At 69.0% G+C, this 25,447-nt stretch carries 21 protein-coding genes and 3 pseudogenes; 16 read left to right on the top strand and 8 right to left on the bottom strand.

Translation table 11 applies throughout. The features are described 5' to 3' along the window. The first annotated feature begins 170 nt into the window (after window positions 1-170). From AB0C46_RS02000 to AB0C46_RS01975, 6 genes are all read left to right on the top strand, one after another. Window positions 171-1,442, top strand: coding sequence for an ABC transporter substrate-binding protein (locus AB0C46_RS02000; protein ID WP_362824933.1), 1,272 nt, complete (start codon window positions 171-173; stop codon window positions 1,440-1,442). A gap of 205 nt (window positions 1,443-1,647) precedes the next feature. Next, window positions 1,648-3,408, top strand: coding sequence for a glycoside hydrolase family 13 protein (locus AB0C46_RS01995; RefSeq protein ID WP_362824932.1), 1,761 nt, complete (start codon window positions 1,648-1,650; stop codon window positions 3,406-3,408). Between the two features lie 83 nt (window positions 3,409-3,491). Next, entirely contained in the window at window positions 3,492-4,826 is a 1,335-nt protein-coding gene (locus tag AB0C46_RS01990) for an ABC transporter substrate-binding protein (RefSeq protein ID WP_362825167.1), read from the top strand. A gap of 19 nt (window positions 4,827-4,845) precedes the next feature. Next, entirely contained in the window at window positions 4,846-6,249 is a 1,404-nt protein-coding gene (locus AB0C46_RS01985) for an ABC transporter permease subunit (RefSeq protein WP_362824930.1), read from the top strand. Beyond that, complete coding sequence (locus AB0C46_RS01980) at window positions 6,246-7,127, top strand: carbohydrate ABC transporter permease (RefSeq protein ID WP_362824928.1); 882 nt, start codon at window positions 6,246-6,248, stop codon at window positions 7,125-7,127. The genes AB0C46_RS01985 and AB0C46_RS01980 overlap by 4 nt, the downstream gene beginning before the upstream one ends. Before the next feature lie 194 nt (window positions 7,128-7,321). Then, on the top strand, window positions 7,322-7,876 hold the full coding sequence (locus AB0C46_RS01975; RefSeq protein ID WP_362824926.1) for a GNAT family N-acetyltransferase: 555 nt from the start codon (window positions 7,322-7,324) through the stop codon (window positions 7,874-7,876). Between the two features lie 222 nt (window positions 7,877-8,098). Here AB0C46_RS01975 and AB0C46_RS01970 read toward each other — a convergent pair whose 3' ends face one another. Further along, window positions 8,099-10,357, bottom strand: coding sequence for a DNA/RNA helicase domain-containing protein (locus AB0C46_RS01970; RefSeq protein WP_362824925.1), 2,259 nt, complete (start codon window positions 10,355-10,357; stop codon window positions 8,099-8,101). Window positions 10,358-10,673: 316 nt separating this feature from the next. Between AB0C46_RS01970 and AB0C46_RS01965 the strand changes: the two genes are divergently transcribed. Next, a complete protein-coding gene (locus tag AB0C46_RS01965; RefSeq protein ID WP_362824923.1) occupies window positions 10,674-11,501 on the top strand; it encodes a M55 family metallopeptidase in 828 nt (275 codons plus the stop codon). A gap of 189 nt (window positions 11,502-11,690) precedes the next feature. Here the strand turns inward: AB0C46_RS01965 and AB0C46_RS01960 are convergent, their stop codons facing one another. The 3 genes from AB0C46_RS01960 to AB0C46_RS01950 form a co-directional block, all read right to left on the bottom strand. Beyond that, window positions 11,691-13,049: an FAD-dependent oxidoreductase gene (locus AB0C46_RS01960; RefSeq protein WP_362824921.1), complete on the bottom strand. Its 1,359-nt coding sequence runs from the start codon at window positions 13,047-13,049 to the stop codon at window positions 11,691-11,693. A gap of 94 nt (window positions 13,050-13,143) precedes the next feature. Then, the gene (locus AB0C46_RS01955) at window positions 13,144-13,584 is read right to left on the bottom strand and encodes an alpha/beta hydrolase (RefSeq protein ID WP_362824919.1); all 441 of its coding nucleotides are present in this window, start codon (window positions 13,582-13,584) and stop codon (window positions 13,144-13,146) included. Window positions 13,585-13,769: 185 nt separating this feature from the next. Continuing rightward, window positions 13,770-16,196 carry a penicillin acylase family protein gene (locus AB0C46_RS01950; RefSeq protein WP_362824917.1) on the bottom strand — a complete coding sequence of 809 codons (2,427 nt, stop codon included), beginning with the start codon at window positions 16,194-16,196 and terminating at the stop codon, window positions 13,770-13,772. Window positions 16,197-16,529: 333 nt separating this feature from the next. Here AB0C46_RS01950 and AB0C46_RS01945 point away from each other — a divergent pair, with 333 nt between their 5' ends. After that, the gene (locus AB0C46_RS01945; RefSeq protein ID WP_362824916.1) at window positions 16,530-16,901 is read left to right on the top strand and encodes a VOC family protein; all 372 of its coding nucleotides are present in this window, start codon (window positions 16,530-16,532) and stop codon (window positions 16,899-16,901) included. Window positions 16,902-17,414: 513 nt separating this feature from the next. Next, window positions 17,415-18,137, top strand: a complete 723-nt coding sequence (locus tag AB0C46_RS01940; protein WP_362824914.1) for a DUF6333 family protein — start codon at window positions 17,415-17,417, stop codon at window positions 18,135-18,137. Between the two features lie 153 nt (window positions 18,138-18,290). Here AB0C46_RS01940 and AB0C46_RS01935 read toward each other — a convergent pair whose 3' ends face one another. Beyond that, window positions 18,291-18,929 (bottom strand): hypothetical protein, encoded by a 639-nt coding sequence (locus AB0C46_RS01935; RefSeq protein ID WP_362824913.1) that lies wholly within the window; start codon window positions 18,927-18,929, stop codon window positions 18,291-18,293. Window positions 18,930-19,177: 248 nt separating this feature from the next. Next, window positions 19,178-19,483 (bottom strand): annotated as a pseudogene (locus AB0C46_RS01930) (TipAS antibiotic-recognition domain-containing protein); the annotation flags it as partial. 117 nt (window positions 19,484-19,600) lie between these two features. On the opposite strand from AB0C46_RS01930, the gene AB0C46_RS01925 reads away from it, so the two are divergent. Further along, complete coding sequence (locus tag AB0C46_RS01925; protein WP_362824911.1) at window positions 19,601-19,990, top strand: hypothetical protein; 390 nt, start codon at window positions 19,601-19,603, stop codon at window positions 19,988-19,990. Window positions 19,991-20,100: 110 nt separating this feature from the next. Here AB0C46_RS01925 and AB0C46_RS01920 read toward each other — a convergent pair whose 3' ends face one another. Beyond that, the gene (locus AB0C46_RS01920) at window positions 20,101-20,301 is read right to left on the bottom strand and encodes a DUF1918 domain-containing protein (RefSeq protein WP_362824909.1); all 201 of its coding nucleotides are present in this window, start codon (window positions 20,299-20,301) and stop codon (window positions 20,101-20,103) included. Between the two features lie 224 nt (window positions 20,302-20,525). Between AB0C46_RS01920 and AB0C46_RS01915 the strand changes: the two are divergent. The 3 genes and pseudogenes from AB0C46_RS01915 to AB0C46_RS01905 all read left to right on the top strand — a co-directional run. Beyond that, window positions 20,526-20,687, top strand: a pseudogene (locus AB0C46_RS01915) (DoxX family protein); the annotation flags it as partial. Window positions 20,688-20,849: 162 nt separating this feature from the next. Then, window positions 20,850-21,404, top strand: coding sequence for a hypothetical protein (locus AB0C46_RS01910; RefSeq protein WP_362824907.1), 555 nt, complete (start codon window positions 20,850-20,852; stop codon window positions 21,402-21,404). A 103-nt stretch (window positions 21,405-21,507) separates the two neighbouring features. Beyond that, window positions 21,508-22,138, top strand: a pseudogene (locus AB0C46_RS01905) (MOSC domain-containing protein). Between the two features lie 92 nt (window positions 22,139-22,230). Here AB0C46_RS01905 and AB0C46_RS01900 read toward each other — a convergent pair. Then, entirely contained in the window at window positions 22,231-22,851 is a 621-nt protein-coding gene (locus AB0C46_RS01900; protein WP_362824906.1) for a hypothetical protein, read from the bottom strand. A 176-nt stretch (window positions 22,852-23,027) separates the two neighbouring features. Between AB0C46_RS01900 and AB0C46_RS01895 the strand changes: the two genes are divergently transcribed. The 3 genes from AB0C46_RS01895 (at window position 23,028) to AB0C46_RS01885 (ending at window position 25,441) form a co-directional block, all read left to right on the top strand. Further along, the gene (locus AB0C46_RS01895; protein ID WP_362824904.1) at window positions 23,028-23,282 is read left to right on the top strand and encodes a hypothetical protein; all 255 of its coding nucleotides are present in this window, start codon (window positions 23,028-23,030) and stop codon (window positions 23,280-23,282) included. Further along, a complete protein-coding gene (locus AB0C46_RS01890; RefSeq protein WP_362824903.1) occupies window positions 23,251-23,883 on the top strand; it encodes a hypothetical protein in 633 nt (210 codons plus the stop codon). Before AB0C46_RS01895 ends, AB0C46_RS01890 begins: the two co-directional genes overlap by 32 nt. Before the next feature lie 343 nt (window positions 23,884-24,226). Continuing rightward, on the top strand, window positions 24,227-25,441 hold the full coding sequence (locus tag AB0C46_RS01885; RefSeq protein ID WP_362824902.1) for an erythromycin esterase family protein: 1,215 nt from the start codon (window positions 24,227-24,229) through the stop codon (window positions 25,439-25,441). Window positions 25,442-25,447: the final 6 nt, after the last annotated feature.

Genomic DNA, 25,447 nt, shown 5'->3' with positions numbered 1-25,447 from the left:
GGGGTGTCTTTCGGATCAGCCCTAGTTGCCGGTCATCTGACCCCATACGGCTGTGAGCCGGGTCGCTTTCGCATCTTCCTGCAGCATCTAGTATCCCGCATGGCTAACAGGTATACATGGGGTGGGTTGTCGGTCCAGTACCCGTCGACGCCTGGTTCAAGGAGGAGCCCATGCGGTGGAAGCGTGCCGCGGGCAGGGCTCTGCTGGTCTGCGTTCTGCTGTTCGCAGGCAATGCGGGCGCACAGGCCGGGGAACCGGCGGGCGGTGCGGACGGGCGGGGCCCCATCACTCTGGTCACCGGCGGAGACCTCACAGGCTATCTGCGGGGCGTCCTCGACGGCTGGAACGACCGGCATCCGCGCGAGAAGGTGACCCTGGTCGAGCTGCCGGACGCGGCCGACGAGGTGCGGGCGCAGATGGTCACCGAGCTGCGCTCCCGCAGCGACCGCTTCGATGTGCTGAACATCGATGTGGCGTGGACGTCGGAGTTCGCGGCCGCGGGCTGGATCAAGCCCGTGAACGGTGCGCAGTTCCCGCTGAAGCGCTTCCTGCCTCCCGTCGTGGACACCGCCACCTTCCGTGGGCGGCTCTACGCGGTCCCCTATGTGACCAATGCGGGGCTGCTCTACTACCGCAAGGACGTGCTCGACCGGGAGGGTGCGCGGCCGCCGCGCACCTGGGCCGAGTTGGCGCATCTGGCGAAGACGGTCGCGCCCAAGTACGGGCTGGACGGCTACGCGGGCCAGTTCCTGCCGTACGAGGGGCTGACCGCCAATGTCGTCGAGGCCGTTCAGTCGGCCGGTGGCACGGTGCTCGCGGGCGAGGGGGCGCGGGTGACGGTGGACTCCCCCGCGGCCCGTCGCGGTCTGTCCTTTCTGCTCGACGGGGTGCGCGAGGGCTGGATCCCGCAGCGGGCCCTGACGTACAAGGAAGAAGAGTCCCGTAAGGCGTTCCAGGACGGCCGGCTGCTGTTCCTGCGGAACTGGCCGTACGCCTATGCGCTGGCCAATGCCCGGCCCTCCGGGGTGGCGGGGAAGTTCGGCGCGGTGCCGCTGCCGGGTCCCGACGGACCGGGCTCCAGCGCGCTGGGCGGCTCCAACCTGGCGGTCAACGCACAGTCGCGGCACCAGAAGACGGCGACCGAGCTGATCTCCTATCTGACGACCGAGTCCGTCCAGCGCCGGGTGCTCACCGAGGGCGCGCTGCCGCCGGTCTGGGCCGATCTGTACACGGACCCGGAGCTGGTGCGGCGCTTCCCGTACCTGCCGACGCTCAAGCGGGGCGTACTGGCGGCCAAACCGCGCATCAAGAGCCCGCAGTACGACCAGGTGAGCCTGGCGGTGCAGGCGGTCATGCACGACGCGCTGATCCACCGGCGGAGCACGGATGCCACCGTCGCGCGTCTGACGCGAGAGCTGACGGCCATCGTCGGCCGCGGCTGACCCCGGAGCCCTCCGCACCTCACCCCAGCCCTCCCCTACTTACTTGTTAGGTACAGGCTGGATAGATATTCCCCCGCAAATTCGGGCATCTCGCAGCGAGTTTTGACCATTTCGTTGACACCGAAAAGACATCCCTACTTAACATGCATGCATAACAGCGATTGCAGCCGCACGGCATGCCCAGGCAAGAACGGGATCACGGCAGATGCTCATAGCCACGGCAGGGAACGGCTCCCCGGCCGACTCCGCGCCCTCCCCCTCCCACCCCGGTCCGGCCTCCGCCGCCCCCTCGCCGGCCACCGGGCCCACGTCCCGGAACACGGCACAGCGCTGGTGGCGCGACGCGGTGATCTACCAGGTCTACGTCCGCAGCTTCCTCGACAGCACCGGCGACGGCATCGGCGATCTGGCCGGTGTGCGCACGGGGTTGCCCTACCTCAAGAAGCTCGGGGTGGACGGCATCTGGCTCAGCCCCTTCTACCCCTCCCCCCAGCACGACCACGGCTACGACGTCGCCGACTACCGCGATGTCGACCCCGTATACGGCGATCTCGACGAGTTCGACCTCCTGGTGGCCGATGCCCACCGGCTGGGGCTGAAGCTGCTCCTGGACATCGTCCCCAACCACTGCTCCAGCGAGCACCCGTGGTTCCGCGCCGCCCTGGCGGACGGCCCGGACAGCACGGCACGGTCGCTCTTCCACTTCGCCGACGGGCGCGGGGAGAACGGTGAGCTGCCGCCCAACAACTGGCGGGCCATGTTCGGCGGCCCCGCCTGGTCCCGGGTCACGGAGGCGTCAGGCGACGAAGGCCAGTGGTACCTCCACATGTTCACCCCTGAGCAGCCCGATCTGAACTGGCGCAACCCCGCCGTGGGCGCCGACTTCGACAGTGTGCTGCGCTTCTGGCTGGACCGCGGGGTCGACGGCTTCCGTATCGACGTGGCCGCCGGGCTGTTCAAGCACCCCGAACTGCCCGACTCCCCCGACCCGTCGGCCGACGAGCGGACCCGCGACTCGGTCAACCCGCTGGCCTGGAACCAGCCCGAGGTGCACCAGGTGTGGCGCGACTGGCGCGCACTGTGCGAGGAGTACACGGCCCGCGACGGCCGCGACCGGCTGCTGGTCGGCGAGGTCTCCGTACGGACACCGAGCGAGCAGGCCGCGTACGTCCGGCCCGACGAACTGCACCAGGCCTTCTTCTTCCACCTGCTGACCGCGCGCTGGGACATCGACACCTTCCGCACGGTCATCTCCGAGGCGCTCACCGATATCGCGGGCACCGGCTCCACGGTCACCTGGGTGCTCAACAACCACGACCAGGTCCGGACCGTCACCCGGTACGCGACCGATCCCGGGGACGCCGGCCGGACGGAGTCCGCGGGACGGCTGGGCCCGGCGCGGGCCCGTGCCGCCGCGCTGCTGATGCTGGCGCTGCCCGGCGCGGCGTACGTCTACCAGGGCGAGGAACTGGGCCTGCCGGAGGTCGTCGACCTGCCCGACGAGGTCCTCACCGACCCGATCTACCACCGCACGGGCAGCCGGGAGCACATCCGCGACGGCTGCCGGGTGCCGCTGCCCTGGTCCGGGCACGCCTCGCCGTTCGGCTTCACCAGCGGTACCGACGCGGCGCGGCCCTGGCTGCCGCAGCCCGAGTGGTTCGCCGACCACGCGACGGACCGGGCGCTGGCCGACACCCGGTCGTTCTGGCATCTGTACCGCGAAGGGCTGGCGCTGCGCCGCAGTCTTCCGCAGCTGGGTGAAGGCACCCTGCGCTGGCTGGAGTCCCCGCCACAGGTCCTGGCGTTCGCCCGTGGCGACGGCCTGGTCTGCGCCGTCAACTTCGGCACCGAGCCGGTGCCGGCCCCCGTACCGGGTGTCCCCCTGCTGGCGAGCGGCGACTGCCCCGCCGGAACGGTCCCCGGCTCCACCGCCGCCTGGTGGATGGACGCCCCCGAAACCCCCTAGCCCTCTCGACAGCCCGACTTCCGCAGTCCTCCCGCACTCCTCCCGCACTCCTTCCGCAGTTCCTCCCGAAGGGAATCCCCATGATGAGACGACCCTCAGTACGACACACCCGAGCCGCCCTGTCCGGCGCGGCCGTGCTCGGCCTGGCGCTCTCCGCCACCGCCTGCGGCGGCGGGGTCTCCGCCGGGGGCGGCAAGCAGGAACTGAGCGGTGAGAACGTCACCGTGGCCGGTGTCTGGACCGGTGTGGAACAGCAGAACTTCAAGAAGGTGCTGGACGCGTTCTCCAAGAAGACCGGCGCGAAGGTCACCTTCTCCTCCACCGGCGACAACGTCTCAACGGTGATCGGCAGCCAGGTCGAGGGCGGCAACGCCCCCGATGTGGTGATGGTGCCTCAGGTCGGTGTGCTCCAGCAGTTCGCCAAGAAGGGCTGGCTGGCTCCCCTCTCGGCAGAGGTCGGCGCCGAGGCCAAGAAGAACTTCGCGCAGGTGTGGAGGGACTACGGCACGGTCGACAAGACCTACTACGGCCTGTACTTCAAGGCCTCGCACAAGTCGACGGTCTGGTACAACCCGGAGGCGTTCGCGCAGGCCGGAGTCAAGCCCGCGAAGACGTACCAGGAGCTGCTGAAGTCGGGCCGTACGCTCTCCGACTCGGGGGTGCCGGCGTTCTCCGTCGCGGGCGAGGCCGGCTGGCCGCTCACCGACTGGTTCGAGAACATCTACCTCTCCCAGGCCGGGCAGGAGAAGTACGACAAGCTCGCCGACCACAAGATCCCGTGGACGGACCCCAGCGTGGTCAAGGCGCTCACCGCGCTGGGCAAGCTCTTCGGCGACAAGAACCTGGTGGCCGGCGGCGGTTCGGGCGCGCTGCGCACCGACTTCCCGGAGTCCGTCCAGCAGGTCTTCGGCCCGGAGCCGGGGGCGGCCATGGTCTACGAGGGAGACTTCGTCAGCGCCCTGGTCACCGATGAGCTCCACAAGCAGGTCGGCAAGGACGCCAAGTTCTTCCCCTTCCCCTCGGTCGACAACGGCAAGGCGCCGGTGGTCAGCGGCGGTGACGCCGCCGTGGTGCTCAAGGCCGGCAAGCACAAGAAGGCCGCGATGGAGCTGGTGAAGTACCTGGCCACGCCCGAGGCGTCCGGAGTGTGGGCCAAGGCCGGCGGCTATATCTCGCCCAACAAGAAGGTGCCCGCAGGCGCTTACCACGACGAGGTCACCCGCAAGGCCGCCCAGTGGCTGACCGAGGCCGGGAACTCCGTGCGCTTCGACATGTCCGACCAGGCCCCCGCGGCCTTCGGCGGCACCCAGGGCGCCGGCGAATGGAAGCTGCTGCAGGACTTCCTGCGCGACCCCTCGGCCCCCGAGGCAACGGCTCGCAAGCTCGAGGCCGCCGCGGCCAAGGCGTACGGAAAGTAAGGACCGAGGGCCCGATCCCATGCCTGTCACCACTCCCGCGGTGCCGCCCGCCACGTCGAGCGGCACCGCGTCCCTCCCCCCGGGCGGCACACCCGGCAGGGCGAGCGCCCCCGTGCGGCGCGCGGTCCGGCGCCGCCGGCGGATCGCCGCGGTGTTCCTGTTCCCCGCGCTGTTGCTGCTGGGCGCCCTCGTCGCGTACCCCATCGTGTTCTCGGTCATCCGCAGCCTGTACGACGCCTCGGGCGACACCTTCGTCGGCGCCGACAACTACACCGCGATGTTCCAGGACCCCGCCACGCTCCGGGCCATCCGCAACAGTGCGATCTGGGTCGTCTTCGCCCCCGCGCTGCTGACCGGACTCGGTCTGGTCCTCGCGGTCCTGACCGAGAGGATCCGCTGGAAGACGGCGTTCAAGCTGCTGATGTTCATGCCCATGGCGATCTCCTTCCTCGCCGCCGGCATCATCTTCCGTCTCGCCTACGAGCAGGATCCGCAGCGCGGTGTGCTCAACGCGGTCACCGTCGGCATCCACGACAGCGTCCAGGGGAAGTCCACCTCCTTCCCCACCGCCAAGGCGCGCCTCGGCGACAAGCAGCTGACCAAGGGGCCTGACGGTTCCTACCGCACGGCGCACCGCACCGGCCCCGGAAACACCGTCAACCTCGGTCTGGTCGGCGTCGCGCCCAAGGACATGCCGGCGCAGGCGCGGCCCGCCGCACCGGCTGCCAAGTCCCCGGCCGCCGACGGTGAACTGCGCGGTGTGGTCTACCTCGACTTCACCCCCGGCGGTGGCGGCAAGCCCGGCACGGTGGACCGCGCCGAACGCGGGCTGCCCAAGCTCTCGGTCCAGGCGGTCGACTCCCACGGCAAGGTGGTGGCCACGGCGACCACCGGACCGGACGGCTCCTACCGCCTGCCCCACCTGGCCCCGGGTTCCTACGCCGTCCAGCTCCCCGCGAAGGACTTCGCCCCGCCGTACGAGGGCATCTCCTGGCTCGGCCCGGCCCTCATCACCCCCGCCATCATCGGCGCCTACATGTGGATCTGGACCGGCTTCGCGCTCGTCCTCATCGGTGCGGGGCTCTCCTCGATGCCGCGGGACGTCCTGGAGGCCGCCCGGATGGACGGCGCCAATGAGTGGCAGGTCTTCCGCAGGATCACCGTTCCGCTGCTCGGCCCGGTCCTGGGCGTGGTCTTCGTGACGATGGTGATCAATGTGATGAAGGTCTTCGACCTCGTCTACATCATCGCCCCCGGTCCCGTGCAGCAGGACGCCAATGTCCTGGCCCTGCAGATGTGGCTGGTCTCCTTCGGCGGCGGCAACAACCAGGGACTCGGCAGCGCCCTGGGTGTCCTGCTGCTCCTCCTGGTGGTCCCGGCCATGGCCCTCAACATCCGACGTTTCCGCAGGAGCCAGTCATGACCACCGTCCACCGAACTCCCGCGTCCCGCCGGCGGGCGGGGGCACGGCCGGCGAAGTGGCTCAGCCGCGGCGTGATCCAGGTGTTCCTGCTCATCGTCGGCCTGGTCTGGCTCACCCCCGCCGCCGGGCTCTTCCTCTCCTCGCTGCGTACGGAGGAGGCGAACGCGAGCAGCGGCTGGTGGACCGCGCTCACCACGCCCGGCCAGCTGTCGCTCGACAACTACACGTCTCTGCTGAAGGATTCCGGCATCGTCCAGGCCTTCTGGAACACGGTGCTGATCTCGGTGCCCACCACCCTGGCCGTCGTGGTGATCGCCGCGCTCGCCGGATACGCCTTCGCCTGGATGGACTTCCCGGGCCGGGACTGGGTCTTCCTGGTCGTGGTCGCCATGCTGGTGGTGCCGGTCCAGATCGGGCTGCTGCCGGTGGCCAAGCTGTTCGGTGCGCTCGGGCTGTTCGGCTCGATTCCTGGTGTGGTGCTCTTCCACACCGCCTACGGTCTGCCGTTCGCCATCTTCCTGCTGCGCAATTACTTCGCGGAGATCCCCAAGGAGATGCTGGAGGCCGCCCGGATGGACGGCGGCGGGGAATGGCGGATCTTCTCCCAGCTGGTCCTTCCGCTGGGCCGTCCCGCCATCGCCAGCCTGGCCATCTTCCAGTTCCTGTGGGTCTGGAACGACATGCTGGTCGCCCTTCTCTTCGCCGACAACCAGTCGCAGCCCCTGACCGTGGCCCTCCAGTCGCAGATGAGGCAGTTCGGCAGCAACATCGGGGTGCTGGCGCCCGGCGCATTTCTGTCCTTGATCGTGCCGCTGATCGTGTTCTTCGCGTTCCAACGGCACTTCGTGCAGGGGATCATGGCCGGTTCGGTCAAATAGCCGGCCCGGTGCATCGGGGGACCGGGCCTACGGGGAGGGGAGTGCAGCGCGCGGCACACGTCAGCATCGTGTCGCGCGCTGCTCCGTTCCTCGGCGGGGGCGCGGCGAGCCGAAGGCTCCACCCGGCCCTGCCCGTCCCCCAGAGGCCCCGTTATTCGGTCGTCCCCCGGGCCTGCGCGGGCTAGGTTGGCGCGATGTCCGAACTGCGCACCGAGCGCCTGCTGCTCCGCGAATGGCGGGAGTCCGATCTCGGCCCCTGGGCCGCGATGAATGCCGATCCCGAGGTCCGGGCGTACTTCCCGGAGGTGCTGACACCGGAGCGGAGCGCGGCATCCGTCGCCCGTTTCCAGGCCGATCTCGCTCGCCGCGGCTGGGGATGGTGGGCGCTCGAAGTGCGCGCCACCGGGGAGTTCATCGGGTTCACCGGTCTGGACCCGGTGGCTGACGACATGCCGTTCACCGGAGTGGAGGCGGGCTGGCGGCTGGCCCGTTCGGCCTGGGGGCACGGTTACGCCACCGAGGCCGGCGAGGCCGCCCTGGCCTTCGGCTTCACCACACTCGGCCTGCCGGAGATCCTCGCGGTGACGACTGCCACCAACCTCCGCTCCCAGGCGGTGATGCGCCGCCTCGGCATGACCCGCAACCCCGCCGACGACTTCGACGATCCCGACGTGCCCGACGGCCCGCTGCGCCGGAGCGTGCTGTACCGGATCTCTGCAGGAGCGCGACGGGGCGTCGAGGGAGGGTGAAGCCGGCCGGTTCGCTCCGTCGGGGACGCGGCGAGGGCGCGGGAGCCGGTTCGGGGGGCCGGTTGACGTGGGTCCGGTCCCCCGGCCTCCGGGTCCCCCGGCCGCGGTTTGGCGTGGGTCCGGGTCCCCCGGCCGTGGTGAGATTGCGCGGCCGTGCTGAGGCTGCGCAATGCGCGGGGCCGGGGCGCCGCATCCGGCCATGCGGCGCCCGGCACGGTGCGGTCACCGGCTCACGGGGGCGGCGTCCGGCCTCGGCAGCATCTCCAGTCCGGCCGGCAGGGGCCCGGTGTGGACCACGCCCAGCCGTTGGGTCGCCCGGGTGAGCGCGACGTACAGATCGCTCGCACCGAGCTCCGCCGGTTCCACCACGATCACGGAGTCGAATTCCAGGCCCTTGGCCTGCCGCGGGCCGAGCAGTACCACCGGACTGGTCAGATCCGGGGCCGGTCCGGCGGAGGCGGCCGGGAGGGCGCAGGCCAGGGCCTCGTGATGGGCGGACGGGGCGATCACCGCGAGCCGGCCGTCCTGGTGGCTCTCCCGTGCCACCTCCTCGGCCACCACACGCGCGAGGTCGTCCGTACGGTGCGCCCATGGGCGTACACCGGTGGAGCGGATCGAACGCGGCGGTGTGAAGGAGGGATCCGCGGACCGGGGCACCTGCGCCGCGATCTCCATGATCTCGGTCGGCGTCCGGTAGTTGACGCCGAGCCTGACGAGGTCCCAGCGGTCGTCCGCGTACGGCGCGAGGATCGCCTCCCATGAGCCACAGCCACCGGGCTCGGCGGTCTGCGCCGGGTCGCCGACCAGCGTCATCGAACGGGTCGGGCAACGGCGCATCAGCAACCGCCACATCATGGCGGACAGCTCTTGTGCCTCGTCCACGATGATGTGGCCGAACGCCCAGGTCCGGTCGGCCGCAGCGCGTTCGGCGGCGCTGCGGTGGTCGGCCTCTTCGTGGCGGTCGGCGAGCAGTTCCGCGTCCACCAGGTCGTGCGCGGCCAGCACCTCCGAGTCCTCGTCGTCGCGTTCCTCGAACTCCTGGGTGCGGGAGCCGTAGGAGAGATCGAGCACTCCCTGGGCGTAGTCGATCCGTTCCTGGCGCTCGGCCTCGGCGGCGGCGCGGGCCGCGGAGGTGTCCTCGCCGAGGAGTTCGGCCGCCTCGTCCAGCAGCGGAACGTCTGCGGGGGTCCAGTCGCCGGCCACCCGTCGGATCGTGTCCGCCTCTGCGTCCGGGAGGTGGACGGGATCGGCGAGGAAGTCGGCGACCAGCTGCTCAGGGGTGAGCTCGGGCCACAACTCCTCGATGGCGTGGTGCACTTCGGCGCTGGTGGCGATCGCCTTGCCCAGCTGGGCAATGTCGTCCGGGCCGAGGAAATTCGGCCCGCCGAAGGGGTCCGCACCGATCCGGTCGACCAGTTGCGCGGTGAGCGCGTCGATGACGCGGAAGGCGAAGTGGGGGCGGGCGAGATTGTGCGGCAGCCTGGTCTCCCGTGCCCGGTGCCGCGCCTCCCGCGCCATGTCCGCGTCCAGCCGCAGTTCGCCGTCCTCATGGTCGATCACGATCGCGGAGTCGGGCAGGGCCTGCCGGTCCCGGATGCCTGCCGCGAGCGCATCGGCCATCGCCGCACCGCCCTTGACCTCGGCGGCTTCGGGGGTGTCGGTGCCGGTCGCGGTCACGCCCGGGAAGAGTTCGCCGGGCGAGGCGAGCAGCACGCCCGTCTCCCCGAGCGAGGGCAGCACCTCCGCGATATAGCTGAGGAACGCCGGGTTCGGCCCGACGATCAGTACGGCACGGCGGGCCAGCTGTTCACGGTGCGCATAGAGCAGATAGGCGGCGCGGTGCAGTGCGACGACGGTCTTTCCGGTGCCAGGGCCGCCCTCCACCACGAGGATGCCGTGGTGCGGGGCACGGATGATGCCGTCCTGCTCGGCCTGGATGGTCTGCACGATCTCGTGCATCCGTCCGGTGCGCGCCGCGTCCAGTGCGGCCAGCAGTACCGAGTCCGCGTCGGTGCCCTCGTGCCCGGTCCGTACGGCATCGGCGAGGTCCATGATCTCGTCGTGCAGGGCGGTGACGCGCCTCCCCTCGGTCGTGATGTGCCGCCTGCGGCACAACCCCATCGGGGTGTGCCCGGTGGCGAGGTAGAACGGGCGGGCGACCTCGGCCCGCCAGTCGATGACGAGCGGGGTACGGTCCGGGTCGTCGCGCCGGATACCGATCCGGCCGATGTGGTGGTCTCGGCCGTCGCGGAATGCCAGCCGACCGAAACACAGGCCGTTTTCTCCGGCATTGAAGGCGGCCAGCAGGCCGGACTGTTCGGCCACCAGCACATTGCGCTCCAGTCGCATCTGGGCGTGGTTGCCTTCGGGCCGCTGGACGGCGGCGTGCACCGCTCCCTCGGCCAGGTCCCGCAGTTCGGTGAGGCGGTCATAGAGCAGATCGATGAATTCCTGCTCGTGCTGCCATTCCTCGTTTGACAATTCAACTCCGCTCGGATAAAGTTCGGTATGTAGGTGAGCTTGTGTCTTGAATTTCTGCAAGACACAGAAGCCCTCAATATACCCAGAGAAATACCCCGGCCGTCAACTCGGTCCGGGGTATTTCTTTTTGCTCCGGCAGGGACTTCTGTGGTGCGCCAACGCCCCCGAGTGGCCAACCCTGAGTGACGGATGTGGTCTGCTGAACGGCTTGGGTTGCCCGAAGTCGATCCCGAAAGCCCCTACAGACAGATGGGGGAACCGTCGACGGTGTGGCTGACGTCGTCCCATGTGATCGAGTTTGGAGGGGTTGGCCCCAGTGCGGATCTACATCAGTGTGGACATGGAAGGCATTACCGGGCTCGTCGACGCCGACGATGTCCAGCCCGGTGGCCGGGACTACGAGCACGGACGCCAGATGATGGCCGAGGACGTCAACGCGGCCATCCGGGGCGCGCTCGCAGCAGGCGCCACCCACATCACGGTGAACGACGCACACGGCCCCATGCGCAACCTCCTGCCCGAGGCCCTGCACCCGGCGGCCCGCCTCATCCGCGGCAAACCCAAGAACATGGGCATGCTCGACGGTCTCACTGCCGACCACGACGCCGCGCTCTGCGTCGGCTACCACTCCCGGGCCGGCACCCTCGGTGTGCTGAGCCACAGTTTCATGGGGCATGAGATCGAGGACATCTGGCTGGACGGCCGGCCGGTGGGAGAGATCGGCCTGGCCCACGCCACCTCAGCAGCTCTCGGTGTTCCCGTGGCGGTCCTCACCGGCGACGACCGCGCCTGCGAGGAAATGGCGGAGTGGGACGCTTCGGTCACCACCGTGGCCGTGAAGTACGCCGGCGACCGTTTCGCGGCCGAACTACGCCCGGCGGAGGAGGCACGTACGGCAATCGAAAAGGCCGTTGCCGCAGGCCTTGTTGCACCGAGGGTCACGTCGACGGTTTGGGAACCGGTCACCCTCACCGTCCGATGGCAGTCGGCCTCGGTGGCCTCCGCTCTCCAGGGAATTCCCGGGGTCACCGCCACGGACTTCCGGACCGTTCAGGCACAGGGCGCTCTGCCCGGCCTCTACCGTCAGTTCGGAGTGTGGATGCGGGTGGCAGCTTCCATGACCAACCAGCCACCGTACTGCTGACCCAGGCGACCCGGCGGGGGCGGCCGCGGCCGCCCCCTCACCTGGGGCGTCGAGGACGTCGTGACCGTCACCAACACCCGCTGCTACGGCCGGGCGACGGCGCAGGCACGGGACCGGCTGCACCCGCAGACGAACTCGCCGCCGTACGCGGGCGGTCGGCCGCCGATGGGTGATGCGCACGGAGCGCGGTCACCTCGCGGTCAGGACCTCGCGGGCGGCTCGTTCGCCGGAGCGCACCGCGCCCTCCATCAGTCCGTGCATCAGGGTCGCCGACTCCGTGCTCGCCCAGTGGATCCGGCCCACGGGCTCGCGCAGCGTGCTGCCGTAATTGGTCAGCGCACCCGGCGGGAAATGGGCGACCATCCCGCCCAGCGACCACGGCTGCCCGGACCAGTCGGTCTCCAGGTATGCGGTGGGTCGGCGCGCCTCCGGGCCGAAACGCTCGGCGAGCGCGTCCAGCCAGACCTCCTGCCGCTCCTTGGGATCCAGACGTCCCAGCCGTAGGGCACCGGCCCCGTACGCATAGCTGCTCAGCACGCCCGGCTCCCCCGAACGCGGAGTCTGATCGATGGTGATCGGGACGGGCGACTGGGGCGCGAGCGTCTGGCCCGACAGCTGCTGACCCCGCCAGAACGGCTCGGGGTACTGCGTGTGGACCCGGATGATCGCCCCGGGCACCACGCACTGCCGCAGGTGGCTGTGGGCGGCGGGCAGCGGCGGGTCGAAGGAGATCCGGCCGGCGAGGACGGGCGGTGTGGCCACGATGACCCGGCGGGCCCGAACGGCGAGCGCGTCGGAGATGACCTCTACGTCGTTCGTGTTCTGGACGATCCGCCGGACCGGGCAGGACAGGTGCACCGCCGTGCCCAGGCGCGCGGCCATCCGCCGGGCCAGTTCGGGGGCTCCGCCGTCCACGAGGTGGGATTCCGTCTTGCGGGTGTCGGTGTAATAGCCGAAGCCACTGCCCCCGCCGCCGCGGGCCAGAACGAGCGCGCCCAGCAGTGAGACTTCCGCCGGGTCGGCGCAGAACAGCAGATTCATCGTCGACCTGAGGAGGGTGTGGGCGGTGGCCGAGGGCACGTTGAGCGGATGGGAGAGCCACTGCCCGAGCGTGCGGGCATCCCAGGTCCGTGCGCGCCGTGCCTCCCAGGGGGCGTCCACCGGAAGCCGCCGTGCCATCAGATTCAGGCGCAGGAAGGCCAGCCCGAGTGTGGCGAGTGCCGCCGGGCCCGTCTTGGGGATGCCGCGGTGGCGATGATTGCGGCCGTCGAGGCGCAGGAGGTGATCGCCCTCGTCGTACTGCGGATAGACCTCAAGTCCCAGCTCGCGACAGAGCTGGAACATCCGTTCCTGGCCCTTGCCCAGCCATGTGCCGCCCGCGGAGACCACGGTGCCGTCGGGCAGCTCACGGTTCCAGACGCGGCCGCCCACCCGGTCCCTGGCCTCGAGCACCACGACCTCACGCCCGGCACCAGCCAGCTGCCGCGCGGCCGCCAGTCCCGCGAATCCGGCGCCCACGACGCACACGTCCGCCGTCACCTGCTCCATGACCCACCTCCACAGTGCAGCCTCGCTTGCCGGGGCTCGCGGCGCCCGGTGGGTGACTCGGCCGGGCGGCGCAGGCGTCCAGTCGGGTGACCTGCTAGGCCAGGTCAGTGGTGGGCGAAGTCATTGGTGGCCGAAGCCAGTGGTGGCCGAAGCCAGTGGTGAAGGAAAGGGAGGGGTGTTCGAGGAGGGCGTTGGGCTGTTCTTCGGGAACGTAGTGGCCGCAGTCGGGCAGGACGGCGCTGTCGAGCCGCTCGGTGACGGGGTCGAGGAGGCCGGCGAGGCGTTGGCCCTGCCCGTGGGCTCCGGCGACGCTGAGGACGGGCAGGGTGAGCGGATGGAGCTTGCGCCGGTGATTCTGGGCGCTGTTGTCATCAGTGGCCCGGTAGTACTCGAAGCTGGCGCGCAGTGCTTCGGGTTCGCGGGCGAGGCTCTCGACGTAGAAGCCGACCGCTGAGTCCGGCAGTGGGCGTGCGGCTTTCTGGCGGACAGCGCGGGACGGTGCCGAGCCGGGCATCACGACCGGGTGAGCTGACACCCGTACACCGTCGTCGCCGGGAAGCGGCGGCAACACCGGCGGTGACATGGAAGGTGCCCGGCCCCTGGGCTTCGGCCCGGGTCCGGGCACCTTCATCTGTTCACGGATCACAGCATCGGCACCGCTACCGCTACCACTACCGACACCACTACCGGCACCGGCACCGGCACCGGCTACGTCTGCCGCTACGACTTCGGCTGGAGGAGAATCCTCGTCCCGCCATTGCGCTCGATCGCCTGCTCGCTGTACAGCAGCGGGAAGTACTCCCCCGCGCTCCACTCGTCCTGCAGGTCGCTGTAGTGCTTGCTGCGCTGATCGCCCGACTGGCCCGGGGCGTTGATGACGCGCGAGTTGTCCCACGCGCCGACATCGAGTGCCATCTTGAAGGTCGGGCCGACCACTTCCGCGTACGGATACTCGGGGTGGTGGAAGTACGAGGAGCAGACGGTGTCGAAGGTGCCGCCTCTCTCAGTGGGGCCCACGTTCGGGCCGCCGAGCGGATGGATGAACACGTGGATGTGCATCGCGCCCCATCGCCACGCGCTCTCGTCGGCGCCGAGTCTCGACGCGACCTCGGTGTAGGCCTTCGGAAGCGTGCTGAGCAGCAGTTGGTCCCGCTTCCGCGCCCCGTCGGCGCCGAACCAGTCGTCAGGGCGGACGAATGAGTCGTTCATGACGCGCAGATCGAAATCGATACTGATGCCCACCAGCTGATCGGCCGCCGGCTTCGGCAACAGGAGCTGTGCCCACGCGGGATACAGGAACCGCATCATCCACGTCTCGAACAGGGCCGCTGCCCCCGAGTCCTTACTGGCGACGCCGTCATAACCGGACAGCAGCCGCAGTGCCTTGGCCGTCGTCGGGTCGGTCGAGCGCAGCTTCGCCACATACGGCAGGAACTGCCTGGTGACTCCCGACTTCACGTCGTTCTGCAGTGCCAGGGTGTCAGCGATGGAGGTGCGTCGCTGTTGCGAAAGGACCTCGTGGATCCGGTCCTTCCGATAGGCCGGCTGCCACTCGTAGGTAGGTGTCGGGTAGCCGGCAGGAAAGTTGTGCTCATTGGCCGACACGAAGAAACCCGCCCGCGGATTGCGCGAGGTGGGCAGCTGCGCGTTGGTGTAGAACCCGTCCCACTCGAATCGACCGTCACCGGGCACCGGAAGCAGACCGTCATATCCTCTGCCCCTGCGCTTCGGGATGATCGCTCCGGGAACCCAGCCGATGTCGCCCTTGGTGTCCGCATAGACCAGATTCGACCCGGGGATCTTCCATGTGCTGACCGCCTCGACGAGCTCGCGCGAGTCCTTGACGCGCTGGAAGTTGAGACTGCCGAGATAGGGCGAGGTGCCCGGTTCCGTCCAGACGGTGCGCACCGCGTACGCCTTGTGGTTCTTTTCGTCGATCTTGACGACGGGTCCGTGTCGGGTGAACGACAGCTGAGCCTTGCGGGGTTCTCCGCCGGCCACCGGAATCTCTTCCGTGACGGTGGTCAGCTTTTCCCAGCCATCGCGGTAGCGGTATCTGCTGTGGTCGTCCGGATCGAGCTCGTATACGTACAGATCCGCCTGGTCCGCGGGGAGATTGGTCAGGCCGAACGCGACCGTGCCGTTGTGCCCCATGCTGATGCCGGGATTCCACGGCTCACCGGCACCGATGATGTTCAGCCCGGGAGCGCTGAGATGGGCGATATAACGGTTGGCGGGCAGCGTGTAATTCTCCCGGTGCGGGTCGCCCGCCAGGATCGGCCGGCCGGTCGCCGTACGCGTCGGCGCGACCGCCCACGCATTGCTGCCGGTCGCGGTCTCCCGCAGGACGTTCAGCCCGTCCGACATCCTGCGCAGCGTGCCGTCCGTGAACACCATGGGGGAGGTGGCCAGGCTGTAGACCCCGAGGACATCGGCGGGAATGAGGCTCAGATCGAGCCCCTCCGCCACCTGTACCGTGTGGTCGGGTTCCAGCTTGCGGAAGTACGCGCTCGCCTTGTTCCCTCCGACGCTCATGAGCCGGGCACGGGCCACCTGCGAACCGAGGTTGTTCCCGATGCCGTGGGTGCGGATCCGCACCACGTCCTCCGGACTCCAGCGCGCGGGCCGGTAACCCAGCTTCTGGAATTCGGCGGGCAAAGCGTCGGGATGGTCACCGAGCCAGTCGAGGTAACCGTTGATCCCGGCGGTGAAACGCGTCGCCGCCTCACGGGCCTCGGGACCGTAACTCGCCCACTCGGCCGCCATGTCACCGCGGTAGAGAAACAACCGCGCAGCCCTGTCCTGTTCGACATAGGAAGCGCCCAGCACCTCGCTGACACGGCCCAGACCGCGCCGCCGCCAGGTGTCGATCTGGAAAAGCCGTTCCCGGGCAACGTTGAATCCCTGCGCCTGGAAAAGATCACCGACATTGTCGGCAAAAATGTGCGGCACGCCCCAGACATCGACCGTCACACGGACCGGCCGCTTCAGTCCGGGCACGGAATACCTCTGCCCCTCGTCCTCCTTCCACCGCGTACCCGATGGCTGGGCGGCTGCCGTACCGGCCGGCAGGGTGCCGGTCAGCGCGGTGGCAGCGCCGACAAGACCGGTGCCCAGCAGGGCCCGGCGGGAAGGAGGAGGTGACATGGCAGTCCTCGAAAACGAGTTCGGCAGATGGTCAGCGTTCCGCAGAGACATCACGCGGAGGGCATCACGACCATTTCCCTGGGGAGTTGAGGCCGATCCCCTCGCACCGGAAAGCTATCCGGCCCCCGAGCACCCACCACACCCGTAACCTCCCCCTAATCTCCGGGGTTTCTTTCCGCCACCCCTAATACTCCAGCTGTAGATCATGATGTGACGGACGAGTGGCGGAAGATGCGGCTAAGGTCTACGCGCTCGGCGGTCCTACGCAGCGCCTTCCTGCGCGTCGGGCCGTGGCTCACCAGAGCCAGGGGCCCCTGCTGTTGGAGGATCACCGTGATCGGCAAGCTGCAGTGCGTGGTTTTGGACTGTCCGGATGTCCTTGAACTCGCCCGGTTCTACCAATCGCTCCTCGGCGGTGCGGTCAACGAACCCGATCGCAGGTGGGCAGTCAGCGACGACTTTGCGACCCTTCACACGGGCTCTGGCCTGGTATTTGCCTTCCAGCGCGTGAAGGATCACCGGGCGCCGCGGTGGCCGGACAGCACGTACCCGCAGCAGTTCCATCTGGACCTCGATGTCCCCGACCTCGACCGGGCCCAGGAGCAGGTCCTCGGCTTTGGTGCCACGCTGCTCCACGTCGACGCCCGCGGTTGGAGGATCTTCGCAGATCCGGCCGGCCATCCCTTCTGCCTCCTGCGGGGCTGACGAGGAGGGCTGGAGCACCGTTTTCGCCCAGCGATGCCGGTTTCCCGGCAAGGAGACGGCTGCGGCCACCGTTGATCATCGTGAGTTGGCTCCGAGTTCGGCGACAACCTGCTCGCACCGCCGGGCGCGCTGAACGTCGGCGATCCCGCCGAACTCGGCGTCGGCCGGGCCAACTACCGCACCGCCGACCCGGTCATGCTGGCCGCGCTCAAGACCTCGCCCTGCAGGACCACCTGATCGCTGAAGCCGACGCCTTGGCGCCTTGGCGCCTTGACGCCTTGGCGCCTTGACGCCTTGACGCCCGACAATCCGTACGACGTGCACACGCTGGCCACCAGCCACGTCGGGTTTCTGCTCAAGCCGGCGGAGGTGGCCGGCCTTCTCGATCAACTGACCGTCTGACCCAGCAGGCACAAACCACCATTCAGGGCCTGTTTCGAAGTGAGTTTCAGCTCTTGCCCGCCGGCATGCGGCCAGCTCGGACTGTCAGTACCTGTCGCTATGGTGCCGCTCATGGCCGACACCACCTTTTGGACCTGCCCCTCCGACCGAGGAGTCCCAGGACATGGCGACGACTACACCCTCACCCTGCTCCTTCCCCCCTTCCCCGTGGGCCGCGTGAACTTTCCCTCCCACGCCCCGGAGCGGGCCCGCCACTTCGCCGAGAACTTCGACACCGTCGACGAGATTCTCGAAGAACTGCCTCCCGTCTCCGCAGCCGACTCTCTGGCTCTGGAGACGCGGGCGGACCTGGACATCATCAAGGTGGGCTGCTGGGGCAACATCATCTCCATAACGGACCCGGCCCTGGCCGACCACATCGGCGATCTGCCGCTGCTCGGGGCATCCACCACGCTCCGCGAGCGCTACCCCGACGCTCGGATCGTCGGATCGGCCAACGTCGACCTCGGAGAGGACCACACCGAAGACATCATCCAGCTTCCCGGCGGTCTGATGCTGCACACCGAAGGCTGGCCTGGCGTGGAACCGTTGGAGGTCACCGGCGCCCCTCAGGCCGTGGTGCGCGCTCTCGGCATCAGCTCTGAGACCCTCGCCGAGGAGGAGATCGACCTGGATGAGGAGTCCGATGAAATCGACTGGCAGGCGCTGGGCCGGCTCGCACTCGGACCGTGCGACCCGTGGGGCCGCGCAGACCTCCAGATGTCCGTATTCCGCGTCCGCCACACCAGCAGCTCCACGTTCCGGATGGAAGAGACCTGGTTCTGGAACCAATAGAAGTGCATCAAGGTTGCGCGGTGAGCATTTTCCATGGCTCGGGGAAATCTGACAGATGCTCAGCGGGTGGTGCTGGAACCGCTGCTATCTCCGGGCATCAAGCCGGAACATCACACCGGACACGCTCGGCCGGCACGCCTCACCAAGATCGCGTTACGAGCCCCAACAACGGCAACACAATGAGGTGGAGAGTCTGGGTCCTGACTGCCGTGTCCGAGGCGGTAGTTGAGCGTTCGGTGCGGTGTGGGGGGCACCATGGCTTCTGACACACCCCGCCCTCGCCGGGAGTGGCGAGCCGCACATCCCACTCGCTGCCCGGGCGATCGCAAGTACGAGGCGGCGCGGCACCTGGTGGGAGAGAGTGTGGCCATGGAGTTCTTCTGCTACCACCGCGACCGGCCCGGCTCCCTGGCACTCCGTCGAGATCGTGATGAATTCCGGTTGGCCCGGCCGCTCCCCCAGCACGCCGGCGAGGTTCCATTGGCCGGTGAGGCGGACCCGGGTCCAGCCCCTGCGCGCGCCGCCTGTCCCGTTGCCTGCGACGTCGATGAGGAACACGCCGTCCTCGCCGATGACCCCTTCCTTGACCGCGAGTCGGTGCCACTGGGTGTTGAGCTCGGCGACCCGGCCGGGCCGGTCGAGGCGCACCGTCTCGGCCGGCTCGGCTTCGAAGGCAATAACGGGACGCCATGCGGCCCGGGGCGGCAGTACCTCTTCGGTCCGCCGGTCCCCCACGATTTCCAGCCCGGCACGCTGCAGCAGTTCCGCGAACCTGTCGCTCTCACCCGTCATGGAAGCCCATCCTCCCTGATCCGGTTCCCTGTATCTCGGTGGCTCATGGCGCAGGCAGTGTGGGCTCGTTGAAGCTGAGGTCGTTGGCCCGCCGACCGACGAAAGCGCAGGACGAGCCGACCGACGGGTCGCGGACACATCCGGTGGTCGGACGAAGACCAGACCGTCGGCCCACCGCAGGTGGGAACGGCGCCGCCCCGGCCGGGCCCGGGGAACCTTCTCGGGCTACTCCTCGTCATTTCCGCGCACCACTGCTCGTTGTCCACGCAGGAGCGCCCGATCGCGCGATACTCCTCGGCCGAAACTGCCCGGAGTTCGACCAGCGCCCGGTACTGGGCATCGATCTCGGCCTGCACCGGTTCGGCGTCGTCCGGCGTACCTGCGGCCAGCAGCTCGGCCAGCCGGATCATCTGCGCCGTGCGCTTGCGGTGCCCGGCCTCGATCTCCGCCTCGCTCATCGCCGAGGTGTGCCGCTCGATCTCCCTCGCCAGCTCCGGGAAATCACGCAGGCTCTCCCCGTACTGGGCGGGCTCGATCCCCTCAAAGAGGTTTTCGGAAGGATGGCCATGTACCCGCCGTACGGGTCTGGTCGGCGCCCGCCAACCGCCCTGGCAAGGGCGAGAGCCCTGGCGGCGTCCCTTCCGCCGGGCAGCATCGTGGATGATCGGGGGATGCTGGTCCAAGTGGAGATGGTTCCGCAGGCCGCGCGTCCGACGATGGTGCGAGTGCGCGCACCGGTGGGAACCGTGGTGCTGTGGCGTGGTCACCCACTGGAAGCGGAAGGTCGGCATCACGTCGAGTGGACCGTGGATGAGGACATCTCCTGGGGACGCAACACGCAATCGGCGGCTCGTGCCTCGCCAGGGCTGTGGCAGGACGGCGACCGGATCGTCCTGCGGGGTCGGCTCGACCTCACCGCGGATGGTGCTGCGGTCCTGGAGATGGGTGACTCGCAGATTCTGTTCGACCTCGCCACTCCGCCCCCGGAGCCCGTGGACGGCACCTGGGTGGAGCTTCGCGTGGACGCGGACGGCGTCGCCCTGTGGCCCGTTCGGCTCTGAACGGTCAGAGTCCGAGGTGGGAGAGGCCGACGCCGCCACGGCCATCCCGGCTGCACTCGCCTTACCGCTGGTCAGCTTCGCCGTGTCAGCCGGGCCTGGCCTTTCGTCGGTCAGGCAGGATCGGACGTGGTGCGATGGTCAACCATGCAGTCCGGCCCTGGGGACATGATGGTTTCGTGGCCATTTTCGGCCCTCACGCGGAAGGGCGGCGTCCCGTTGGGACCGAGAACCTCGACGACCTCGACGACTCGATCGTGCTTGCCCACGACTCGACCGTGCATCACGAGGCGATCCCCTTTGGAGGCGTGCATCGTTGCGTTCCTCTCTGCCGTTTGCGACACCGCTGACTTCCGGCATCACCCGTTGTTGCAGAGCGTAAGGGATTGTGTGCGCAATGAGGCTCTCCTCGCGGTCGACCTGAGCGGCGTCATGGGCGGCGTCATGGGCGGCGTCATGGGCGGCTGATGCTCCCTCATCGGTGACATTCCTGCGCCACGGCACATCAGGGCGGTGAGGAACCCAAGAGCCGGACGGCGGTCTGCTGCTCGGCGTGCTCCTGCCGGTCATCGGCGTGATCGCCGGGACCGGCCTGATCCTGTACTTCACCGGAGCCGTCGTCACCGTTGTCCGGGCACGCCGGCACTCCCACCTCCCGTTCCCGCTGCTGTATGCGGCGCCGGTGGTCGGTAGTCGGTAGTCGGTGGTCGGTGGTCGGTGCTCTGGCACTGCGGTTCGCCTCCGGAGCATCGTCACCGCCCCGTGGACCGATCGACCATGTACAGCGGCCCTGGTCCGCAGTCAGCACCTGCGCGAGCAAAAGGAATGGTGCGCAGCGCGAACGGCGTGGAGCATGGACACCATGAGCAAGGAAATCCGACGGCAGCTCCAAGAGGCCGCCGAAAAGCATCAGTTGACGCACCTCGTGCGCGCGCTTCCGGGTAGTGACGAGCTCGAAGGGTTCGTGGTCGAGGTGACGCCGTCATGGACGGTGATCGCGGAGTGCAACCGTCTTGCGCTGGACGGTTTCGTGGCGCTCAGAACCCGCGACATCGTGGAGGTCAGACGCCGAGGATCCCGCGATCTGATGGTGCGCTGGCTCCAGCGGGAGGGCCCCTGGCCTCCCCCGGGTCCGCGTGGTGCCCTCGCGCAGACCGACACCCGGTCACTGGTCGAGTCGGTCAGCAGGGACTACCACCTGCTGGCCGTCTTCGAAGAGGATCTGGACCCCGACGTGGTGTACATCGGGGCACCGGTGCGCTTCGGAAAGAAGCGGCTCAAGCTGCTCGAGGTCAATCCGAAAGCCCGCTGGGCCAGCGCCCCGACGTCCTTCAGCTACGACGACATCACCCGAATCGACTTCGGTGACCGTTACAACACCATCCTGGACGCGCTGGCCGGCCCCCCGCCGCAGTAACGAGTCGCTCGACGCGCAGGACGAGTGGGTGAGGTTCGCGGTTCGCAGTTCGCGGTTCGCGGTTCGCGGTTCGCGTATTCACCGTGCCCCGGTATCGGGTCGGGTGCTGCGCGGACGGATCACCACCGGGATCTCCAAGGAGCTGGCCCACGGTCCGGTCCGGGTGGCGGATCCGGGCCCCCGGGCCGGGGGGCCAGCGGCGTGGGCGGTGACGCGGTCTGCGACCTGCGTCGGCACGGCGGCAGCGACCAGGCGGTGTACGCCTTCGCCCGGGAGGACTTGGACTTCTGGGAACGCGATCTGGGGCGGCCGCTGCCCAATGGCACGTTCGGGGAGAACCTCACCACATCCGGCATGGACATCACCGGCGCCAGGATCGGCGAGCGCTGGCGGATCGGTCCCGATCTGGTGCTGGAGGCCACCAGTGGACGGATTGCCTCTGTCACCTTCCAGGGCCGGCTCGGCGAAGAAGGCTGGATCAAGCGGTTTACCCGGCACGCGGTCACCGGGGCCTATCTGCGGGTGATCGTCCCCGGCGAGATCCGCGCCGGGGATCCGATCGAGATCGTGCACCGGCCGGAGCACCGGGTGACAGTGGGCATGACCTTCCGGGCGGTCACCCGGAGTTGCTGCCCGAGGTTCTCGCCGCGGGCGAGGCCCTGAATTGCGAGGTGCTGCGAGTGGCGCGCAACTATGGCGCGACGCTCAAAGAGCGTGCGCAGAGCGGGACTTGAGCCGGGAGCCGGGCGTTGACGCAGTCGGTCAGGCGCCGACGGCGGCCCCGACCGTCACTCCATGCGGGGTCCTGCCGCGTTCACACACCTGCTCAGTCCTGGCGAGGAGGGTTCCGGTCGGCCACGGCGGCCGCCGTCTTCCTCGCCCGAGCGCGGTCGAGGGACCATGCGCCCAGCCCCACCAGTACGGCCGCCACGACGCCGTACATCGGCAGCCACAGCGTCGTGGTAGCTGCCAGGCAGTCGGCAACAGCATCATGGCTCTGGGCTGCCTGCGCCCGAGCCAAGGCGGCGCTGTTGCGACCAGCCAGGTTCGCGAGCGCGGCCTCCGCCCGAACAGCCTCGTATCTGCCCACCTCAGGACACGCGCCACGAGCGCCTGGCATCGGAAACAGCCACGCCCAGCGCTGCAGCATGGGGGCCAGTGTGATCGCTACGCACAGGCCGACGACCAGTGAATACGCAGCCAGATTCCGTGCGTACGCAGATCCGAGGCCGGGCCGCCATGTCGGCAGTCGGTAGAAGGAGAAGATCACCGCAAGGAGCGTCACCCCGACGTAGGTGGAGAACCACTGCCAGGAACCCTGCGCGAGTGCGGCCGTCAGCACGGCGGCGAGCGCAATGCCGATGACTCCTGGCTGACCGGGGGCGTCATGGTCCGCGCCCATGGATGTCGGTTGCCGGGCTTCTTGAAGGTTGGGGCGGTCGCCCATGGTCTCTCCCGCATGGTTCAGAGACCATCAGCATCCGGGCACACCGCGCCTCGGCGTGGCGCCATGCCGTACCGGCCCGGAAGCCCGCCCGGTTGGCGGGCTTACCGAGCCGGACGCTGCCGGCCCCGGTACCTGATCGCCCCCAGGCGCGGAGAACGGCGTCGAGATGATCGCGAATGAGCGCTCCCGCGTTCCGACTCACCGGCGAACATGAACATTCGGCGGGTGAGCGCTCGGGCGGCGGCAACCCGTACGGCCTCCTCGCAGCGGGCCGTCTGAACGGGTGGGCGGACACCGACAGCCCCTTCGCGATCACGCAGGATATGTTCGAGCGGATCCGGCTCGAGCCCGGCACCACCCTGAGTCGGCCGACGGCCCGGCAGAGCCTGAGGGAGCATCTTGATCTCGGACTACCAGCAGCAACTGCGTGAGCGGCTCCTCTCCGCCCCCGAGACTCCTCCGCCGGCCCCCTGGCGCCCGGTCCTGAGCCGGCAAAATCCCATAGGCGGCCTGCTCGGTATCGGCTTCGCCGTTGCTCCCGACGCCGGTCACGACCTCGTCATGGTGGTCTCCGGCCAGGGGCATGGGCTCTTCGACGCCGTCACCGGAGAGAAGATAGCCAGGGACCGCGACCCCGATCCCGACGACAGCACCCCGGACGGAGTGCCCGACCTCTCATGCCCCGGACTCGGCCCGATCGCCGGGACCCGAGTGCGCATCGCAGGACTCTTCGGAGGCGGCCTGCACACCACCGCTCCAGGCGGCTGGAGCCTGGAAGTCGTCAGCCCCGAGTGGCCTCACCACCGCGTTCTGCTCTCCACGGACGGCGGAATGCCCCACAGCGGACCGCACGGCCGGCGCTGGTGGCACATCTTCGACTCGAACTACTCAGAAATCCGCGCCGCCGGCTTCTCACCGTCCGGACACACCCTCGCGGTCGCCACAAGCAGCGACCTCACCCTCTGGACGCGCCGAACCGCCGAAGAGGGCGCAGCGGACGAGGCGAGCGAGGCGGGCAAGGCCAGGACATGACGCGCGAGCCGAGCGCCGGTTTGACGTGACGACAAGCCTGCCCATGTGCCACCTGTCGCGCTTCGGCTCATCAGGCCTACGTGACACGGTAGTTGGAACAAGTCAGTGGGCTCGGGAGACAGAGAGGGCTGCTCCCCTGAAGGCGTGGAACAGCGCGAAGGTCATTGCCGGGCAGCTCACCCGCCGATCCGAGTCCGGCCGTGCCGCTGGCTGAGGTGGCCCGCCGGAGCGTCGTGGTCGGCCCCAGGCAGGCGTGACACCGACACTCCGCGGGCCAACCCGGACACTCGGCTACACCAACCTCCTTGACCTCAACCGAACTTCAGGTAGCAGCCTGGGAGGCATGAAAAACGACACCGCCGCTTCCCACGGCTTCCTTCCTTCACACACCGGGTCGTCCGATCCGCAGCAAGCCGATGTCGGCCCGCTGTCGGACGCCACACTCGATGAGCTTGCCGAGAAGTTCGCCGCCGCGACAACGATCGTCGGCATCGGGGAGTCCACGCGGGCCTCCCGGGAAACCTTCGGGGTACGGGACCAACTCTTCCGCAGGCTGGTCCAGCACCACGGGTTCCGGGCGCTGGCCATACAAGACAGCTCCGGAATCGCCGCCGGCCTCGACAGGTATGTGCACACAGGCGAGGGCGATGCCGCAGCCGCGCTTGACGGCGCCTGGCGCCCCTGGCGCACCGCCGAGATGGCCGCGGCCCTGGAGTGGATCCGGGCGTTCAATCGGGACCACCCGGACGACCCCATCCGGATCTTCGGTGTGCAACCCGTGCGGGCGCAGCCCGAGGACTACGACGCCGTGCTGGATCACGTACATGGGTCGGCCCCGGAGCGGCTGGCGGAGGTGGCGTCCCACCTGGAACCGATCCGGACTGCTCACCGCATCGATGAGCATGTGCAGCGCGCCCGGGGAATGCACCCCGGGCGCCCGTTCGCCGACCATGCCCGCGACGCGCTCGCGCTGATCCGGTCATTGCCCGACGTCGACCATGGCGACGGCATCCTGGCGCGGATGCGTCTGATCGTGGACTTCCATGAAGGCAGCGTCGCCGGGCAAGGCTTCGCCACGGACGACGTCGCCCTATGGGCCGCTGCGATCGGCGACTATCAGCGTCGGACCGGTCTGCGCGTGGTCTACTGGGACGGGATCGCTCACACTTCGGCGGCCGCGGTGACCAGCCCGCTGGCTCCCGAGCGTGGTCCGCAGCCCAGCGAAGGCAGTCTGCTGCGCCAGTGGTACGGCGCGCAGTACGTCTCCGTGGCGATCGGTTTCCATCACGGAGATCTCGGTGTCGTCACCGTCCCGGAGCCGGCCCGCGATCTGATCGACGCGAAGCTCGGCGAGGTGGATCTGCCCGCCCACTGGCTGGACCTGCGCCACGACGCGGTACGCCGCCAATGGGACGGACCGGCGAAGGCCCGCGTGATCAGCGGGGTCTATGACCCGTCCCGCGACGCCGCCGAGCACATCGCCGTGGCTTCCCTTGCCGATGCGTTCGACGTGCTCATCCACATCCGCCGGGTGACCCCGGTGCGATGGCTGCCGTGAGCAGCA

Source organism: Streptomyces sp. NPDC048637, from assembly GCF_040650675.1.
Classification (GTDB): Bacteria; Actinomycetota; Actinomycetes; order Streptomycetales; family Streptomycetaceae; genus Streptomyces.
Note: the sequence above shows the minus strand (reverse complement) of the source record. Positions and strands in the feature narration are given on the sequence as shown.

Coding starts and splice junctions, on each gene's coding strand:
- AB0C46_RS01885 (WP_362824902.1), top strand. CDS start 24,227: ATGAAAAACGACACCGCCGCTTCCCACGGCTTCCTTCCTTCACACACC.
- AB0C46_RS01935 (WP_362824913.1), bottom strand. CDS start 18,929: ATGACGGGTGAGAGCGACAGGTTCGCGGAACTGCTGCAGCGTGCCGGG.
- AB0C46_RS01925 (WP_362824911.1), top strand. CDS start 19,601: ATGCTGGTCCAAGTGGAGATGGTTCCGCAGGCCGCGCGTCCGACGATG.
- AB0C46_RS01960 (WP_362824921.1), bottom strand. CDS start 13,049: ATGGAGCAGGTGACGGCGGACGTGTGCGTCGTGGGCGCCGGATTCGCG.
- AB0C46_RS01980 (WP_362824928.1), top strand. CDS start 6,246: ATGACCACCGTCCACCGAACTCCCGCGTCCCGCCGGCGGGCGGGGGCA.
- AB0C46_RS02000 (WP_362824933.1), top strand. CDS start 171: ATGCGGTGGAAGCGTGCCGCGGGCAGGGCTCTGCTGGTCTGCGTTCTG.
- AB0C46_RS01990 (WP_362825167.1), top strand. CDS start 3,492: ATGAGACGACCCTCAGTACGACACACCCGAGCCGCCCTGTCCGGCGCG.
- AB0C46_RS01950 (WP_362824917.1), bottom strand. CDS start 16,196: ATGTCACCTCCTCCTTCCCGCCGGGCCCTGCTGGGCACCGGTCTTGTC.
- AB0C46_RS01920 (WP_362824909.1), bottom strand. CDS start 20,301: ATGCACGCCTCCAAAGGGGATCGCCTCGTGATGCACGGTCGAGTCGTG.
- AB0C46_RS01995 (WP_362824932.1), top strand. CDS start 1,648: ATGCTCATAGCCACGGCAGGGAACGGCTCCCCGGCCGACTCCGCGCCC.
- AB0C46_RS01940 (WP_362824914.1), top strand. CDS start 17,415: ATGGCCGACACCACCTTTTGGACCTGCCCCTCCGACCGAGGAGTCCCA.
- AB0C46_RS01985 (WP_362824930.1), top strand. CDS start 4,846: ATGCCTGTCACCACTCCCGCGGTGCCGCCCGCCACGTCGAGCGGCACC.
- AB0C46_RS01975 (WP_362824926.1), top strand. CDS start 7,322: ATGTCCGAACTGCGCACCGAGCGCCTGCTGCTCCGCGAATGGCGGGAG.
- AB0C46_RS01895 (WP_362824904.1), top strand. CDS start 23,028: ATGAGCGCTCCCGCGTTCCGACTCACCGGCGAACATGAACATTCGGCG.
- AB0C46_RS01910 (WP_362824907.1), top strand. CDS start 20,850: ATGAGCAAGGAAATCCGACGGCAGCTCCAAGAGGCCGCCGAAAAGCAT.
- AB0C46_RS01900 (WP_362824906.1), bottom strand. CDS start 22,851: ATGGGCGACCGCCCCAACCTTCAAGAAGCCCGGCAACCGACATCCATG.